General features: G+C 70.4%; 19 protein-coding genes. 12 read left to right on the top strand and 7 right to left on the bottom strand.

The annotated features are described in order from the left end of the window. Positions 1 to 23: 23 nt before the first annotated feature. Positions 24 to 1,154, bottom strand: coding sequence for an alcohol dehydrogenase catalytic domain-containing protein (locus P3X83_RS23685; RefSeq protein ID WP_277307371.1), 1,131 nt, complete (start codon positions 1,152 to 1,154; stop codon positions 24 to 26). A 261-nt stretch (positions 1,155 to 1,415) separates the two neighbouring features. Here P3X83_RS23685 and P3X83_RS23690 point away from each other — a divergent pair, with 261 nt between their 5' ends. Further along, positions 1,416 to 2,294, top strand: coding sequence for an RNA polymerase sigma-70 factor (locus P3X83_RS23690; protein WP_277307372.1), 879 nt, complete (start codon positions 1,416 to 1,418; stop codon positions 2,292 to 2,294). 6 nt (positions 2,295 to 2,300) lie between these two features. On the opposite strand, the gene P3X83_RS23695 is transcribed toward P3X83_RS23690, so the two are convergent. Continuing rightward, positions 2,301 to 2,948, bottom strand: coding sequence for a helix-turn-helix domain-containing protein (locus tag P3X83_RS23695; RefSeq protein ID WP_346742740.1), 648 nt, complete (start codon positions 2,946 to 2,948; stop codon positions 2,301 to 2,303). Between the two features lie 41 nt (positions 2,949 to 2,989). Here P3X83_RS23695 and P3X83_RS23700 point away from each other — a divergent pair, with 41 nt between their 5' ends. Further along, positions 2,990 to 3,346 (top strand): rhodanese-like domain-containing protein, encoded by a 357-nt coding sequence (locus P3X83_RS23700; protein ID WP_277307373.1) that lies wholly within the window; start codon positions 2,990 to 2,992, stop codon positions 3,344 to 3,346. On the opposite strand, the gene P3X83_RS23705 is transcribed toward P3X83_RS23700, so the two are convergent. Then, complete coding sequence (locus P3X83_RS23705; protein WP_277307374.1) at positions 3,313 to 4,119, bottom strand: SAM-dependent methyltransferase; 807 nt, start codon at positions 4,117 to 4,119, stop codon at positions 3,313 to 3,315. The genes P3X83_RS23700 and P3X83_RS23705 overlap by 34 nt on opposite strands. 116 nt (positions 4,120 to 4,235) lie before the next feature. Here P3X83_RS23705 and P3X83_RS23710 point away from each other — a divergent pair, with 116 nt between their 5' ends. Next, positions 4,236 to 5,570, top strand: a complete 1,335-nt coding sequence (locus tag P3X83_RS23710) for an MFS transporter (RefSeq protein ID WP_277307375.1) — start codon at positions 4,236 to 4,238, stop codon at positions 5,568 to 5,570. A 270-nt stretch (positions 5,571 to 5,840) separates the two neighbouring features. Further along, positions 5,841 to 6,611 (top strand): hypothetical protein, encoded by a 771-nt coding sequence (locus P3X83_RS23715; RefSeq protein ID WP_277307376.1) that lies wholly within the window; start codon positions 5,841 to 5,843, stop codon positions 6,609 to 6,611. Positions 6,612 to 6,634: 23 nt separating this feature from the next. On the opposite strand, the gene P3X83_RS23720 is transcribed toward P3X83_RS23715, so the two are convergent. Then, positions 6,635 to 8,581, bottom strand: coding sequence for an ABC transporter ATP-binding protein (locus tag P3X83_RS23720; protein ID WP_277307377.1), 1,947 nt, complete (start codon positions 8,579 to 8,581; stop codon positions 6,635 to 6,637). Between the two features lie 492 nt (positions 8,582 to 9,073). On the opposite strand from P3X83_RS23720, the gene P3X83_RS23725 reads away from it, so the two are divergent. From P3X83_RS23725 to P3X83_RS23760, 8 genes are all read left to right on the top strand, one after another. Next, the gene (locus tag P3X83_RS23725; RefSeq protein ID WP_277307378.1) at positions 9,074 to 10,039 is read left to right on the top strand and encodes an MBL fold metallo-hydrolase; all 966 of its coding nucleotides are present in this window, start codon (positions 9,074 to 9,076) and stop codon (positions 10,037 to 10,039) included. 46 nt (positions 10,040 to 10,085) lie between these two features. After that, entirely contained in the window at positions 10,086 to 10,769 is a 684-nt protein-coding gene (locus P3X83_RS23730) for a nitroreductase family protein (protein ID WP_277307379.1), read from the top strand. A 46-nt stretch (positions 10,770 to 10,815) separates the two neighbouring features. After that, positions 10,816 to 11,496 carry a response regulator gene (locus P3X83_RS23735; protein ID WP_277307380.1) on the top strand — a complete coding sequence of 227 codons (681 nt, stop codon included), beginning with the start codon at positions 10,816 to 10,818 and terminating at the stop codon, positions 11,494 to 11,496. Positions 11,497 to 11,546: 50 nt separating this feature from the next. Then, on the top strand, positions 11,547 to 12,236 hold the full coding sequence (locus P3X83_RS23740) for a group II truncated hemoglobin (protein ID WP_277307381.1): 690 nt from the start codon (positions 11,547 to 11,549) through the stop codon (positions 12,234 to 12,236). Between the two features lie 65 nt (positions 12,237 to 12,301). Next, positions 12,302 to 12,763, top strand: coding sequence for a hypothetical protein (locus P3X83_RS23745; protein WP_277307382.1), 462 nt, complete (start codon positions 12,302 to 12,304; stop codon positions 12,761 to 12,763). Continuing rightward, a complete protein-coding gene (locus P3X83_RS23750; RefSeq protein ID WP_277307383.1) occupies positions 12,760 to 13,074 on the top strand; it encodes a transcriptional regulator in 315 nt (104 codons plus the stop codon). Before P3X83_RS23745 ends, P3X83_RS23750 begins: the two co-directional genes overlap by 4 nt. Further along, complete coding sequence (locus P3X83_RS23755; protein WP_277307384.1) at positions 13,067 to 13,945, top strand: ATP-binding cassette domain-containing protein; 879 nt, start codon at positions 13,067 to 13,069, stop codon at positions 13,943 to 13,945. Before P3X83_RS23750 ends, P3X83_RS23755 begins: the two co-directional genes overlap by 8 nt. Beyond that, positions 13,942 to 15,096, top strand: coding sequence for an ABC transporter permease (locus tag P3X83_RS23760; protein ID WP_277307385.1), 1,155 nt, complete (start codon positions 13,942 to 13,944; stop codon positions 15,094 to 15,096). The genes P3X83_RS23755 and P3X83_RS23760 overlap by 4 nt, the downstream gene beginning before the upstream one ends. Here the strand turns inward: P3X83_RS23760 and P3X83_RS23765 are convergent, their stop codons facing one another. From P3X83_RS23765 to P3X83_RS23775, 3 genes are all read right to left on the bottom strand, one after another. Beyond that, complete coding sequence (locus P3X83_RS23765; RefSeq protein WP_277307386.1) at positions 15,097 to 15,300, bottom strand: hypothetical protein; 204 nt, start codon at positions 15,298 to 15,300, stop codon at positions 15,097 to 15,099. Positions 15,301 to 15,496: 196 nt separating this feature from the next. After that, a complete protein-coding gene (locus P3X83_RS23770) occupies positions 15,497 to 15,898 on the bottom strand; it encodes a hypothetical protein (protein ID WP_277307387.1) in 402 nt (133 codons plus the stop codon). A gap of 198 nt (positions 15,899 to 16,096) precedes the next feature. Further along, positions 16,097 to 16,337: hypothetical protein (locus tag P3X83_RS23775; RefSeq protein ID WP_277307388.1), on the bottom strand; the 241-nt coding region annotated here is incomplete at its 5' end.

The raw sequence follows: 16,337 nt of genomic DNA on the forward strand, positions 1-16,337 counted from the left end.
GGTTCAGGGGGTCTTGGAGGTGGTCAGGCGCCGGGGTCGACGGCGAGCTTCACGATGTCCCTGCCGTCGAGGGAGTAGCCGCCGTCCAGGGCGGCGAGCGCCGCGCCGACCTGTCCGAGCGGCACGCGGTGGCTCACCACCTCCCCGTACGGCAGGCCGCCGCGCGTCAGGAGCGCCAGCGCGGCGTGATACCTGCGGCGCATGTCGGGTCCGGCGCCGTAGACGCCGGCGATGGTGATGTCCCGCTTGACCAGGTGGGTGAAGGGGTTGAGGTCGATGCCGCCGCGATCGGTGAAGTTGCCCAGCTCGGCGAGCGTGCCGCCCTCGGCGACCAGGCCGACCGCCTCGGCGAACGCGGCGGGGGACCCGGCGGTGCCGATCACCGCGTCGCCGCCGTCCGCGCCGACGGCGGCGAGGACCGCGGCCTTGCGCGTGGCGGCGTCGGGGTGGCCGTCCAGGTCCACCAGGGTGTCCGCGCCGAGGGCTCTGGCCAGGTCCAGGCGGGCGCGGGGGCCGCCGACGGCGACGACCCTGGCGGCGCCGGCCGTACGGGCGGCGGCCACGGCCATCAGGCCGATCGCGCCGACGCCCTGCACGACCACGGTGGAGCCGATCCGCACCCGGGCGCGGTCGAGCCCGTGCAGCGCCACGGACAGCGGCTCCTGCAGCACGGCCACCTCGGGGGGCAGCTCGGTGCGGTAGAAGACGGTTCCGGGGTTGGAGGCGTACAGGTGGGTGGCGAAGCCCCCGGTCAGGTACGGCGGGCGGTTCGCCGGGGAGGCGAAGCCGTAGGAGGGCGCCCGGTCAGGGCAGCGCCCCGGCCGTCCCCGCACCTGGCACTCGAAGCAGCGCCCGCAGCTCAGCGCGGGGAAGACCCCCACCCGGTCGCCGACGGACACCGGCGTGCCCGCGTGGTCGGTGGTGACGCCGTCGCCGAGCGCGGCGATCCGGCCGACGATCTCGTGCCCGAGCAGTGCGGGGAAGGCGACGCTGGCCAGCCTGCCCCGGTAGATGTGGGCGTCCGTGCCGCACATCCCGCACAGCTCGACCCGCAGGACGAACCGCCCGGGCCCCGGCCGGGGCACCTCGTACTCGCGGATGTCCACGGCTCCGGCGACGTCTTCGATCACCGCCGCCCGTGCCGTCGCGCTCATCCAGGCTCCCTACATTCCGCATTCTATAGAATGTGGAAGAGCGTAGTTTGTCGGTTTTGATCGGGTCAATGGGGGGTTACCGGAATGTTGCCGGACCCCCGTCGGCGGGTCCTCCGGAAGGTGAGCGTGCTCCCGATGCTGGCTCCGATGTCACGTTCGGGGCCGCCCGTACCGTCGCATGCGTGAGACGCGAGCGACGACAGGAGACCTCATGAGAACGCGGATCGCGGTCCCCGGCGGGCGCCCACGGCGGGCGGGGTCATGAGCGCCGCGCCGGTGGAGACGTTCGACGCCCACCGGGGGCTGCTGTTCTCGGTGGCCTACCGGATCCTGGGCAGCGTCGCGCAGGCCGAGGACGCCGTGCAGGAGAGCTGGCTGCGCTGGGACCGCGCCGACCGGTCGGAGGTCGCCGACCCGCGCGCGTACCTGGTGAAGATCGTCACCCGGGCGGCCATCGATCAGAGGCGCGGGGCGCGGGCCGAGCGCGAGGTCTACGTCGGCTCGTGGCTGCCGGAGCCGCTGCTCGCGGAGCGGGCCCCCGACGTCGCCGACGACGCGGCGCGGGCCGACGAGGTGTCGATGGCGATGCTCGTGGTGCTGGAGACGCTGTCCCCGCTGGAGCGCTCGGTGTTCGTGCTGCGCGAGGCGTTCGGGTTCGGCTACGCGGAGATCGGCGACATCATCGGGCGGGGCGAGGCGGCGGTGCGTCAGCTCGCCCACCGGGCCCGCGAGCACGTACGGGCCCGCCGTCCCAGGTTCGAGCCCGACCGGAAGGTCCGGCGGGAGGCCACCGAGCGCTTCCTGGCGGCCGCGCTGGGCGGCGACCTCAACGCGCTGATGGAGACCCTGGCGCCGGACGTCACGCTGTGGACCGACACCGGGGGCAAGGTCCGTGCCCCGCGCCGGCCGATCCGCGGCGCGGACAAGGTGTCGAAGGCAATGGAGCGCGGCATGCGCACCGCCCCGGCGGGCCTGACCATGCGGATCGTGGAGGCGAACGGCGGCCCCGCGCTCGCGCTGCTGGACGGCGAGCGGACCGTCTCGATCGTCTTCCTGGAGGTCCTCCCCGAGAGCCACCTGATCGGCGAACTGCACGTGATCGCCAACCCGGACAAGCTCGCCCGGGTCACCCTGGGGTGAGCGCCCTCACCGGCCCCCGGTGATCGATTCGGCCAGCGCGGTGACGCCGCGCCGGGTGCGCTCGGCGTCGAACTCGCCGCGCAGCGCCGTGACGTGCTCGGCGCCCAGCGGCGCGAGCAGGGCGTGGGCCAGGTAGTCGGCGTCGGCGTCCGGGCGGGCCTCGGCCAGCAGGATGGCCAGGTGCCGGTGCCAGAACCGGTAGGCGCCGATCCGGTAGCGGGCCCCCGGGCTCGCGGTCTCCGAGACGCGGACCAGGTCGAGGTGATCCGCCAGGTAGCCGGCGTAGGCCGTCACGAAGGCGGTGACCCGGGCCGCCGCCGCCGCGCCGGGGCCGAGCGGCGGCGGCCCGGACAGGACGCGTTCCTGCAGCTCCCGCTCGCGCTCGTCGAGCAGCGCCACGGCGAGCCCGGACTTGTCGCCGAACCGGCGGAACAGCGTGCCCTTGCCGACGCCCGCCTCGGCGGCGATCGCGTCCATCGACACGCCCTCGACGCCGTGGACGGCGAACAGCCGCGCGGCGGCGGCCAGCACCTTCTCCCGGTTGCGCGCGGCGTCGGCGCGCTCGCGCACCGGCCTGCCGCGCAGGATCTCCAGCGGCTCGCCCGGCTCACTTGACGAACCGGACTGCGGTCCGGTAATTTCACGATCGTTCACAGAAACGGACTGTAGTCCACTTCGATCTGGGGAGTCCAGTCGTGACCACTCTCATCAGCAGGGACGAGCTCAAGGCCGCCATCGACGCGGGTGCCGTCACCGTCGTCGACGCGCTCGGCGGCGACTACTACGCGCAGCAGCACCTTCCCGGCGCGATCGCGCTCGTGGAGGCGGAGGTCGCCGAGCGCGCCGCCGCGCTGCTGCCGGACAAGGGCGCGGCGATCGTGACCTACTGCAGCAACCCCGCCTGCGGCAACAGCCAGGCGGTGGCGGGCCGACTGGAACGGCTCGGCTACACCGACGTCAGGAAGTACCGCGAGGGCATCGAGGACTGGGCCGCCGCCGGGCTGCCCCTGGAGAGCGGTCAGACGACCTCGCCGATCCCGCACAGGAAGTAGGGCTTGGCCTTCTCCAGCAGCGGGTCGAGCACCTGGGCCTCCGAACGCCACTCGTGCAGGTTGACCACACCGGGGGCGACGAGGTCGAGCCCGTCGAACATGGGCTCGACCTCGCTCGACATCCGTCCCACGAAAGGCGTCGAGGCGTTCTGGTATATCCGCTCGACGGCGGGCGCGGCCTCCGGGCGCTCGTCCACGGTCACGTGCGACAGCGCCAGGTAGCTGCCGGGGGGCAGGGCGTCGCGCAGTTCCCCGATGATCCGCAGCGGCTCGTCGGCGTCCGGGATGAAGTGCAGGATGGCCAGCATCAGCACCGCCACCGGGCGTTCGAAGTCCAGGTGCGCGCGCACGCCGGGGTCGCCGAGGATCTCGCCCGGGTAGCGCAGGTCGCCCTCGGCGATGATCACGTTGGGGCTGTCCTGGAGGAGCGCCCGCGCGTGCACGAGCACCTGAGGGTCGTTGTCCACGTAGACGGTCCGGGAGTCCGGCGCGACCTCGGCGGCCACCTGGTGGACGTTGTGCTGGGTGGGCAGTCCGGCACCGATGTCCAGGAACTGGCGCACGCCCCGCTCGGCGAGGAAGCGGACGGCGCGGCACAGGAACTCACGGTTCTCACGGATACCGATCGGGATCTCAGGGACGTATTTCAGCACCTTCTCGGCGGCATCCCGGTCGACTGGAAGGTTATTCTTGCCGCCCAGGAAATAGTCATACATCCGTGCCGAATTCGGTATATGGGGGTTGAAGCCCGCCCCGAGCGCCTTCGGATCCACCGTCCAGCCTCCCTTGCCTGCCCCGATTCAATGGATCGTACCGTCATTCGGGAATTTGCCCCATATGTGGAATTAGGGCCTAGCGTGGACATGCCGTGAAATGCCATGATCCACTCATGGCCGTACCCCCCATCCGGCGCGTGCTCGGCGCGCAGCTCGCCGACGGCATTTCCCGGGGCAACATGTGGGCCCTGCTCTCGATGGCCACGGCCTCCACCGCGGTGATCTCGTTCCTGCCGTCCGCTCAGCCGCACATTCTCGGCACCGTGCTGGGCGTGCCGGAGTCGGCGCAGGGGCGCGTCGTCGGGCTCCTGGGGTTCGCCGCCGAACTGGCCATGATCGTAAGCCTCGCCTGGTACGGAGCGCTCGCCGACCGCTTCGGCCGCCGCCCGATCGTGATCGCCGGGTTCGCGCTGACCGCCGTCGGCACCGCGCTCTTCCCGTTCGCCGGGAACACCACGGTGCTGATCGCGCTGCGGGTGGTGTTCGGCCTGGGCGTCGCCGCGCTCAACGCCATGCTCTCCACGATCGCCATCGACTACGTGCGCAGCCGCTCGCGCGGCAAGTCATACGGCCTGACCGGCCTCTTCGGCGGGCTCGGCGCGGTGGTCGCGGTGCTGGTGATGGTCCGGCTGCCGCAGAGCCTGGAGGCCGGCGGGCTCGACCCGGTCGGCGCGACCCGCCTGGCGTTCCTGCTGATCGCCGCCGCCGTCCTGGTGGTCGCCCTGCTGCTCTGGCTCACCCTGTCCCCGAGCGGCGCCAGCGAGACCGCCACGCGCGTCCCCCTCACCCGGCTGGTGCGCGAGGGGCTCTCCCTGGCCCGCGACCCCGGGGTCGCGCTGTCCTACGCCGCGTCGTTCGTGGCCAGGGCCGACCTCGCGGTGGTCGTCGGCTTCATGACCCTGTGGATCGTGGACCACGCCACCTCTCAGGACGGCATGTCCGGCGCGGAGGCGCTGGCCAGGGCCGGTGCCGTCGTCGGCATCTCGCAGACCGTGGCGCTGGTCTGCGCGCCCCTGTTCGGCTGGCTCGGCGACCGGATGCCCAGGCAGAACCTGGTCATCCTGGCCCAGACGATCGCCGCCCTGTCGTACCTGTCCACGCTGCTCATCGACGACCCGCTTGGCGGCGGGATGATGGTCGTGGCGGTGCTCATCGGCGTGGGGGAGATCGCGGGCATCACCACGGCGGGGCCGCTGCTGGCCCAGCAGGCGCCCGCCGAGCTGCGGGGCTCGGCCTTCGGCGTGCACACGCTCTGCGGGGCGGTGGGCATTATGATCATCTCGATGCTGGGCGGGCTGCTCTACGACGTCTGGCGGCCCGCGGGGCCGTTCGTGCTCTCGGGCGTGTCCGGGTTGCTGGTGGTGGGGTTCGGGCTCGCCGTACGGCGCCGCGTGCGCCCGCGCCCGGAGGCCGACTCGGTCCGCGAGGCATCCGTGCTCGCGTCCTGAACAGGGCAGATTCCAAGAAATCCGGTGTCGCGCCCGGTAAGTATGAAATGCAGGAAATCTAGGGGCTTGACAGGCTTCAGACCATACGTGTCATGACCGGTTCGCCGGTTAACGCATGCCATCGGCGTGGCGTTCCATAGAGGTCACCCGATGTAATCGGCATACTGTGACGGGTACACGGGTCACCACTGCGCACAAACCCTCCACAGCCGTCATCACGACGGTGCTTTGCCATGAAACCGGGCCTCGTCCCGGCAGGAGGAGGAAAGAATGCGCTTGACAGCGGGAACCGGAATTCTGGCGGCCTTGCTGGTCGGCCCCATCATCGCCCCTGGCACGATCGCCCAGGCCCTGACCTCTCCCGAGGTCGGGACGGGCGACGGGTGGCGTATCTCGACGGCCAAGGCCGTCCCCGCCGACAACGGCGACGGTGACGGCGACGGCGACGGAATCAACGACACCCAGCCGCTGAGCATCGTCCAGTTCAGCCACATCACCGCGCTGCGGGTGTCGCCCTGGAGGCCGCGCCGCGACTCCGATCTCCGGATCGAGGTGCGGTGCCCCAGCCCGTCCACCCACGCGACCGTGGCCTCTCCGGCCATCGATCCGACCGGCTCGCGGCGGGGGAGCCGCGAGCTCGGCATCGGTCTCGACGACAACGGTTACGGCCACGACACCGAGGGCGTGCCGTTCGACGCCCGTCTCGGCATCCGGCCCATCTGGCTGCGCTGTGTGAAGGCCGAGGTCAACGACGACTCCCTGGTGCGGCACGTGAAGCTGGTCTCGCGGCTGGTGACCACGGTCAAGGTGCGCCGGCACATCGTGCCCACGTTCCGGTGCGGCGGCGTGGGCTTCAGCTGCAAGAAATGGCCCAACTCGCCCGACCGCCCGCACCGCTGGCGGAACGCCGCCGGCGACGTCGTGAAGCCCTCGGTCAACAGCCCGGACCATCCGCGCTTCCGCTGGCGGAGAGACGTCCGCGACGACGGTGTGAAGACCGGCCCTCGGCACCCGAGCCACCCTCGCTACCGCTGGAACTAGCCACCGGCGCTCGCGCGGGCGGGTCACTTGGGCGTGGGCATCATCGCCTCCTCGTCCACCGGCGGCGGGAGGGCGATCTCCCGCGCCGGACCCGGCACATGGCGCGGATCATGCGTGATGAAGATGGTCGTACGGCCGGACATGAGCCGGCCGAGCGGCTCCATGATCCGCGCCGCCGTGGTCGCGTCCAGCCCCGTCATCGGCTCGTCCAGGATGAGCACCGGGGCGTCCCGCAGGATGGCCCTGGCGATGGCGATCCGCTGGCGCTGCCCGCCGGACAGCAGGCGTCCCCGCTGGCCGATCGGCGTGTCGTACTTCTGCGGCAGGGTGCCGATGAAGTCGTGCACGTCCGCCAGCACCGCGGCTTGGACGATCTCGTCCATCTCGCAGCCCGGCCTGCCGTAGGCGATGTTGTCGCGCACGGTGCCGGAGAACAGCAGGTTCTCCTGCTGCAGGATGGTGATGTTGTCGCGTAGCTCACGGTGCGGCAGTTCGCGGATGTCCCGGCCGTCGAGCGTGATGCGCCCGGCCGTCGGATCGTAGAAACGCAGCAGGAGCTTGGCGATCGTGGACTTCCCCGCCCCGCTCGCCCCGGTGCACAGGATGAGATCCCCCGGCCCGGCGCGGAACGACAGCTCCGACAGAGTGGGCCGCGGCCTGTTCGGATAGCCGAACGTCACCCCTTCGAAGGCGATCTCCCCACGCCCCCTGGCCGGCACCGGCACCGGCGGCACCGCCGTCACCGGGTCGGACGCGGGCTCGACCGTGACGGTCTCCCGGTCCTTGACGGCCGGCTCGGTGCGCAGCACCTCCATCACCCGGTCGGATCCGGCCGCCGCCTCCGAGACGGTCAGCGCCAGTTCGCCGATGCTCTGCACCGCCGGATAGAGATAGGCCAGGTACGCGGCGAACGCCAGCAGCCCGCCGATGGTGAGCCGCCCGGCCGCGATCTCCCACGCGCCCACGCCGATCACGACCAGCACGCACAGCGTCTCCAGGATCTGCACCGACGGGCCGTAGAGAGCGGACAGCCTGGCCTGGGACAGGTTGGCGATCATCCACCTGCGCCCCTGCCGGTTCAGCCGGCCCGCCTCGTTCTCCTGCCGGTTGTACGCCTGGACCAGCGACTGGTTGGCCAGGCTCTCCTCGATGACGCTGTTCATCTCGCCGTTGGCCCGCCGCTCCCGAGCCGCCGCGACCCGGAAGCGTCCCGCGAAGCCCTTGGAGACCAGCAGGAACGCCGGGACCAGGGCCAGTGTCACCAGCGCGAGGTCCCACCGGAGCACCAGCGCGGCGCCGGCGAAGAACACGACGCTCACCAGCGTGGTGAACAGCCGGACCAGCCCCGAGGCCAGGAGTTGCTCGATGGCCTCGATGTCGTTGGTGAGCCGGGCCATCAGGTCGCCGAGCCTGCGGTTGTCGAAATAGTCGGGCGTCAGCGTCTGCATGTGCCGGAAGAGACGGTCACGTAGCCGGAACAGGAAACGCTCCCCGGCGAGCGCGGTCGCGTAACTCCCGGTGAAGGAGACCAGCGCGCCGACGAGGGCAAGGCCGACCCAACCGGCCGCGGGCAGCCAGAAGGCCCCGAGGTTCCCGCTGGCCAGCACCTGATCGGTGATCATGCCGAACAATCCGATGGCCGCGACCTCACAGGCCGCCGCCACCGCCGCGAACGCCACGCCGAGGACGATCAGTTTGCGCAGGCCGCGGGTCACCGGCCAGAACCGCGCGACGGTCTCCCTGATGGAGACCATCGGCGCGATCGGGGTCTGCTCCTCCGCCTCGGCGGCTTCCCGCGCGTCCGCGCCCTGATCGTCAAAAGGCGTGGGGGAGGGCCGGCGGTTGAACCGCCGGCCCTCCCCGGTTCTTGTTACCACCAGCCCCGCCCGCAGCAGCGACGACGCCGGCAGCAGCCGCCCCAGCCGCCGCCCCAGCCCCAGCCGCGCCCGCAGCAGCGACGACGCCGGCAACAGCCGCCCCAGCCGCCGCCCCAGCCGCCGCCACAGCCGCCTCCCCAGGTCGGGAAGATCTGACCAGCAAACATTGGATTTCCCCTTTCGGACTGTCCTTTTCGTGGACTTCCGAAAGCGACATTACCACCCGTAGTCGGACAATTACGTAAACGCCGGTCCTTGCATAGTTCGGGAGTATTTTGCAGCTTTGAGTTGATAAATCTAGACGTGTGGTGATTGAAAGGGTGTTGAAAGTATTGTCGCCTTGATCCATGAACTGACTTGCTCAAACACGCTGGCCGTAAAGACTTCTCCGGCTGCTTTCCTGGGCCTGGTAGTGCCGTATTCTCGTTCCCTCTGACCGCATCCGTCTCTGCGAGGTCGCCCAGTCCCCGCGAGCGGGGTGAAACGCGAAAAGGTCGATCGATGGAGGGTGTTTCGCGGGATTCCCATGACGCTTTCCGGCCGCCCGGCTATGGTCGAGTTCCCGACACCCGCTGGGGGCCGAAAATGCAGGCAGCGCAGGGCGATCCGATGCCCGAACCCGAACTCCACGAGGTCGCCCCCGGCGTCTACGCCTACGTCCAGCCCGACGGAAGCTGGATGCTCAACAACACCGGCCTGGTCACCGCGCCCCCCGGAGCCGCGCCCGACACCGGATACGTGCTGGTCGACACCACCTCCACCGAGTCGCGCAACCGCGCGCTGCTGCGGCGCGTCCGCGACGTGGCGGGCGACGGGCCGCCGCGCGTCCTCGTCAACACCCACCACCACGGCGACCACACCTTCGGCAACTGGCTGATGCCGCCGCGCACCCCGATCGTCGGCCACGTCCTCTGCCGCGCCGACGTCGAGCGCTCCGGAACCCTCGCCGCCCGGACCTTCACCGGCCCCGACTACGGCGAGCTTCGCGTCCGCCCGCCCGACACCACCTTCGAGTCGCGGCTGACCCTGCACCTCGGCGAGCGTCGCATCGACCTGCTGCACACGGGCCCCGCCCACACGCGCGGCGACGTCATCGTCTGGCTGCCCGCCGAGCGGGTGGCCTTCGCGGGCGATCTCGCCTTCAGCGGCGGGCAGCCGTTCCTGGTCGACGGCTCCGTGGCGGGATACCCGGCGGCGCTCGCCGCGCTGTGCGCGCTGGCGCCCGCCGTACTGGTGCCCGGGCATGGGCCGATCAGCCGGGGCGACGACGTCCCGAGGCTCCTCGGCGACCTTCTCGAATACTCCACGGTGGTCGAGCATCTGGCCAGATACGGACACAAGGCGGGCGTCCCGCCGCTCGAACTCGCCCGCGGGGCCACCCGCGAGCTCGGCCGGTTCGCCACCTGGCGTGAGAGCGAGCGCCTGGTCGGTAACCTGCACCGGGCCTACTTCGAGCTGGACGGCAACGCGCCCGGCTCGCACCTGCCGATGGCCGACGTGTGGGCCGACATGGTGGCCTACCACGGCGGCCCCATCCCGTGCCACGCGTGAATCGGGCGTTGCCGACACACGCCGCAGGCACCGACACTACGGACTCATGGAGCATTCACACCCGTTCGTGCCTTACACCCCTGACAGGTACCCGGAGGCGGAGATGCTGGCGCGGGGGCGCGCGTTCTACGAGCATGTCGACCGGCGGAGGAGTGTCCGCGCCTTCAGTCCCGAGCCGGTGCCGCGCGAGTGTGTCGAGCTGGCCGTCCAGGCGGCCAACACCGCGCCCTCCGGGGCGCACCAGCAGCCGTGGAAGTTCGTCGTGGTCGGTGACCAGGAGACGAAGAAGCGCATCAAGGAGGCCGCCGAGCTGGAGGAACGGCAGAACTACGAGGGCGGCCGGCTGCCCGCCGAGTGGCGCGAGGCGCTGGCACCGCTGGAGACGAACTCCGACAAGGGATACCTGGAGGTCGCCCCCTGGCTGGTGATCTGCTTCGCCGAGAAGTACGGCGTGGCCCCCGACGGCACGAAGCGCAAGCACTACTACGTGAACGAGAGCGTCGGTATCGCCTGCGGCCTGTTCATCACCGCGCTGCACCACATGGGGCTGTCCACGCTCACCCACACCCCCAATCCGATGGCGTTCCTGACCGAGATCTGCGGGCGGCCCGCCAACGAGCGGCCCTACATCCTCTTCCCGGTCGGCTACGCGGCCGACGAGGTGAAGGTGCCCGACATCGTCAGGAAGCCGCTGTCGGAGGCGATGGTGTCCCTGGACCGGCCGTCCTGAACCACCGGTCGTAGCCTGGGGACATGACGAACCGGGGCGCGGCGGCGTGACACGGATCCTTGTCGTGGACGACGAGCCGCAGATGCTCCGCGCCCTGCGGATCAACCTGGTCGCCCGCCACTACGAGGTGGCGACGGCGGCCGACGGCGGCGGCGCGCTGCGCCAGGCCGCCGACTGGCATCCCGACCTGGTGGTGCTGGACCTCGGCCTGCCCGACATGGACGGCGTGGACGTCATCCACGGCCTGCGCGGCTGGACGGCCGTGCCGATCGTGGTGCTGTCGGGCCGCGCGGGCAGCGAGGACAAGGTCGAGGCGCTGGACGCCGGGGCCGACGACTACATCACTAAGCCCTTCGCCATCGACGAGCTGCTCGCCCGGATCCGGGCGGTGACCCGCCGCAGCGGGCGGCAGGAGGACGAGCCCGCGCGGGTGCGCGTCGGCGATCACGTCGTGGACCTCGCGGACAAGACGGTGTCGGACGGCGTGCGGCTCACCCCCACCGAGTGGCACCTGCTGGAGGTGCTGCTCCGCAACCCGGGCAAGCTGGTCGGCCAGCGGGCGCTGCTCGCGGAGGTGTGGGGCGAGGCGTACGTCAAGGAGACGAACTACCTCCGGCAGTACATGGCGCAGCTACGCCGCAAGCTGGAACGCGACCCGGCCCGCCCGGTCCACCTGATCACCGAACCGGGCATGGGCTATCGTTTCGTCCCAGCTGAAGGCCCTTGATTACATAATTACCGCAACTTCGGGAAATTCCCTCGATTTGGAGCGTACAGATGATCATCGAGTACGTGCGGTACCGCGTGCCCGCGGAACGGTCGCAGGACTTCGAGCGACAGGTCGCGGAACACCTCGCGGGCGCGGACACCTGCGTTGACTACGCACTCGCCCGCGACGGCGACTCCTATCTCCTGCACGTCACCTGGACAGAGCCCGGCGACCCGCCCGCGCCCGAACTGGCCGGTGAGCGCTCGCGCTACACCCCGACCGGCGCCCGGGGACACGGCGGCTCGGTGCCCACCATCTACGAGTGGGCGGGCGGCACGGCCGCCTTCGAGCGGCTCACCGAGGTCTTCTACGACATGGTGCTGCGGGACGACCTGATCGGCCCGCTCTTCGCGCACATGGACCCCGACCATCCCCGCTACGTCGCCATGTGGCTGGCGGAGGTCTTCGGCGGCCCCGCCCGCTACACCGGTGAGCGCGGCGGCTACGCCCACATGCTCGCCCACCACCTCGGCAGGCACATCTCCGAGGCGCAGCGCCGCCGCTGGGTCTCCCTGCTCCAGGACGCGGCCGAGGAGGTCGGCCTGCCCGACGACCCGGAGTTCCGCGCCGCCTTCCTCGGCTACATCGAATGGGGCACCCGGCTGGCGGTGGCCAACTCCCAGCCGGGCGTCGAACCGATCCGCGACGCCCCGGTGCCGCGCTGGGGATGGGGGGTCGCGCCGCCGTATCTCGGCTAGGCAAGCACTTGAACGACGGTTAAGTGCTTGCTAACTTGTTGAACACATGCTGATTGGAGGAGCGTGTGAACGACAAGTTGAGCGCCGACGACGCGAAACTGAGCGCCGACGACGCGCTGCGCCGGATCGACGAGGTCGGCGGCACCGTGCGGCGATCCGGCAAATGGGCGGGCCGCTGGGTGCTCACCATGGGGCTCGCCGCCATTCCCTACTGGCTGGTCATGCTGCTCGGCGACGACACCGTCAAGGACATCGCGGGCTGGGCCTGGATCGTCTTCGTCGCGCTCTCATTCGGTTACGTCTTCCGGCAGCGCGTCTACAGCCGATCGGCCTGGCGGCTCCAGTGGCCGATCGCGTTCGGGTTCGTCGGCACCTGCACGGTCGCGGTGCTGTTCTCCATCTTCCTGATGCCGGACGACCCCGACGCGCTGTGGACGGCGCTGGCCGTACTGGTCTCCCTGGTCGCGGGCGCCCCGCCGATCTACGGCGGATGGCGCCTGCTGCGTGAGGAGGACGTGGACGATTGAGCGGCACCGCCCATCCCAGGCACGAGCTCGACGAGATCATCCACGCGCCGGTCCGGCTCTCCATCGTGGCCGCCCTGGCGAACGCGGAGAAGGCCGACTTCCGCTTCCTCCGCGACACGCTGGAGGTCTCCGACTCCCTGCTCTCCAAACACATCGTCACCCTCGAAGGCGCCGGCTACGTCAAGGTCGAGAAGGCGTTCGTCGGCAAACGCGCCAAGACCTGGCTGTCCCTCACCGACGCGGGCCGTGCCGCCTTCGCGCGGTACACCGCCGTCCTGCGCCAGATCACGGAAGGAATCACCGGTGCTTGAAACCCGCTCCCTGCACAAACGGTACGGCGAGACCGAGGCGCTGCGCGGCATCGACCTGACCGTCCGTCCCGGTGAGATGTTCGGCTTCGTCGGCGCGAACGGCGCGGGCAAGACCACCACCATGCGCATCGTGATGGGCGTGCTCGAAGCCGACTCCGGCGAGGTCACGTGGCAGGGCCGTCCCATCGGCTTCGACGACCGGCGCGGTTTCGGATACATGCCGGAAGAGCGTGGCCTCTACCAGAAGATGCGGGTCGCCGAGCAGATCGAGTACTTCGGCCGCCTGCACGGCATGAGCCGCTCCGCCGCCGCCGTCGCGAGCGCCGACCTCATCGAACGGCTCGGCCTCACCGAACGCGCGGGCGACGCCGTCGAGGCCCTGTCGCTCGGCAACCAGCAGCGCGTGCAGCTCGCCGTCGCGCTCATCCACGACCCCGGCGTGCTCATCCTCGACGAGCCGTTCTCCGGCCTCGACCCCATCGCCGTGGACGCCCTCGCCGAGGTCCTCGCCGAACGCCGCCAGGCCGGCGTGCCCATCATCTTCTCCAGCCACCAGCTCGACCTGGTCGAGCGGATGTGCGACTCGGTCGGCATCATCTCCGCCGGGCGCATGGTGGCCAGCGGCACCGTCGAGGAGGTCAGGGCCAAGGAGGGCGGCAGAACCCTCAAGGTCGTCGTGCGCGGCGCGGCCCCGGGCTGGGCCGACGGCCTGCCCGGCGACATCACCCACCAGAACGGCGTCCACGTCCTGCGCAGCACGGACGGCGACGGCACGGCCATCCTGCGCGCCGCGATGCTCGCCGGCACCGTCGAGCACTACGGCTGGGAGCAGCCGTCACTCACCGAGATCTTCAGGGAGGCCGTGGCATGAGCGACGTCTGGCTGGTCGCACGGCGTGAGATCGCCGTCCGCGCCCGAACCAAGGGGTTCCTCATCGGCCTCGTCGTCAGCGCGGTGCTCGTCGCCGCCCTGGCGTTCCTGCCCAAGCTGTTCGGCGGCAACGACTCCTACGCGGTGGGCCTGGTCGGCTCCGACTCGCTGCGCGCCGCCGCGCTCCCGGTGGCCACCGCGCAGGAGGTCGATCTCACCTTCACCCCGTTCCGTGACGAGGCCGCCGCCCGCACCGCCGTCCTCGCCGGAGACATCGACGCGGCCGTCGTGAACGACCGCACCCTGCTCGCCGACGGCACCGTGGACCGCCGCCTCGGCGTCATCCTCCAGGCCGCCCACACCGACACGCAGACCCAGGAGCGCCTGCGGGCCGCCGGGCTCGACCCGGCCAAGGTCACCGAGGCGATGCGCGTCCCGCCACTCGCCGAGCAGTCGGCCAGCCCGGAACGCGGCGACTCCGGCGTGCGCGCGGGCATCGCCACGCTCGTCGTGCTGCTGCTGTTCTTCCTGCTCATCTCCTCGGTCACCTCGGTCGCCATGGGGGTGGTCGAGGAGAAGGGCAGCCGGATCGTGGAGCTGCTGCTCACCTCGATCCGGCCCTGGCAACTGCTGGCCGGCAAGATCCTCGGCCTCGGCGTGCTCGGCCTGATCAACCTGGTCGTGGTCATCGCGGCGGGCCTGGGGGCGAGCCTGGCCACCGGACTCGCCTCAGACCTGCCGTCGGGCATGACCGGCATCGTGATCGGCGCGGTGGTGTGGTTCCTGCTCGGCTACGCCTTCTTCTCCGTGCTGGCCGCCGGGTTCGGGTCGCTGGTGTCTCGCCAGGAGGAGGTCAGTGGCGTGCTCACCCCGCTGACCACCCTGCTGATGGCCGTCTACCTGGTCGCCTTCTACGCGGTCACCGATCCGATGGGCTCGCTCGCCCGGGTGCTGTCCCTGGTGCCGCCGTTCTCTTCGATGGTCATGCCGGTGCGGATGGCCGCCAGCGAGGTGCGGCTCTGGGAGATCGCGGTCGCCGCCGTCGCCATGGTCGCCGCCGTGGCGGTCGTGCTCGCCATCGGGGCCCGCATCTACCGGCGGGCCGTCCTGCGCACGGGTGCGCGGCTGCGCATCACCGACGTCCTGCGCTGATCAGCGCCGGGAGGGACGCATCTCACGGACGAGCCGTACGGACCGCGAACCCGTCCACAACATTAGGAACACCCCGAAACCCGCCTGGGCCACCCTCATCACGATGGGGGTGTCCACTGCGGCGAAGACCACCACGCCCGTCCACAGCACCCCGAACACCCCGACCAACGCGATGGCAGCCCAGTCCAGGCACATCCGCCCCATACCGCAAGTTTCGCAGCCGACCGTTCAAGCCCAGGTCAGGGTCCACCGCGCCGACATCCTTCTCCCCGTCAAGCCCCGGGCGCGGTCGCTTTCAATCCGCTTGCATCGTGACCCGGGGGTATGGCGGACCCCTTGAAACACCTCAGGGCATACGGATCTCCGTATGCCCTGAGGTGTTCTCCGACGACGCTCGGGTTCACCGGGGTGTCGTACGGCTCACGCCCGCGCAGCGGCGGGCGCGGCTCAGCGGCCCGAGCGTGCGCACCGGCGCCCGCTCCAGCCCCGCGATCAGCAGCGACGCGGTGTGGGCGTCGGCGAGGATGCGGCTTACCGTCTCGCCGTCACCTGGAAGCTGGCCGCGCTTGGCCAGCTCGTCCTTGACGAACGTGAGCGGCTCGGGCGCGCCGACCGCCTCGGCGGCGACGGTGGCCCGGGTGGCGGTGAGCAGCCGCAGGTAGTAGGCCCGCAGAGTGGCCTCACGCATCTTCGCGTGCTCAAGATCCTCCAGGAGCGACTTGGCGATCTGCAGGAGGTCACCGGCACGGGTCTCCTCCGCGGTCAGGTGGGCGCGGATGTCGTCGAACTCCGAGCGGGTCATGGCGGTACCTCCACAGGTGGAGAGCTCGTGCTTACTTCGTACTAGGGCCCGATTGCGGATGACTTGATGTCCGGTTGCGTGGGGGCGAGGTTTGGCGGAGCCGGTGAGCAGGGAAGGCTTCGGGGGTTACGCGTGTTGCACATGGCACCGCCTGGGGGCTGCTAAAGTTCTTCATGCGGAAGACGCGCGAGGTGCCACCTAGGGTGGCGGCAGCGGGCGAATTCCCTCCCTCTTTCTCAGAACACCGGCCGGTTTGAGACTGATCGGAAAGCTCTGGTAAGTTAGAGGGGTCGCTCTGGAGAACAGGGCAAAGAAAAGGTCTTCAAGCCCCAGCGGGTCGGATCGAGAAAATCGATCTTGTTCAATGGTGTACGCGTCCGTTTCTTGAGAACTCAACAGTGTGTTAAAAGCCAGTGCATGCATGATGAATGCATAGAAT

The sequence above is a fragment of the Spongiactinospora sp. TRM90649 genome (genome assembly GCF_029382225.1).
Lineage (GTDB): Bacteria > Actinomycetota > Actinomycetes > Streptosporangiales > Streptosporangiaceae > Spongiactinospora.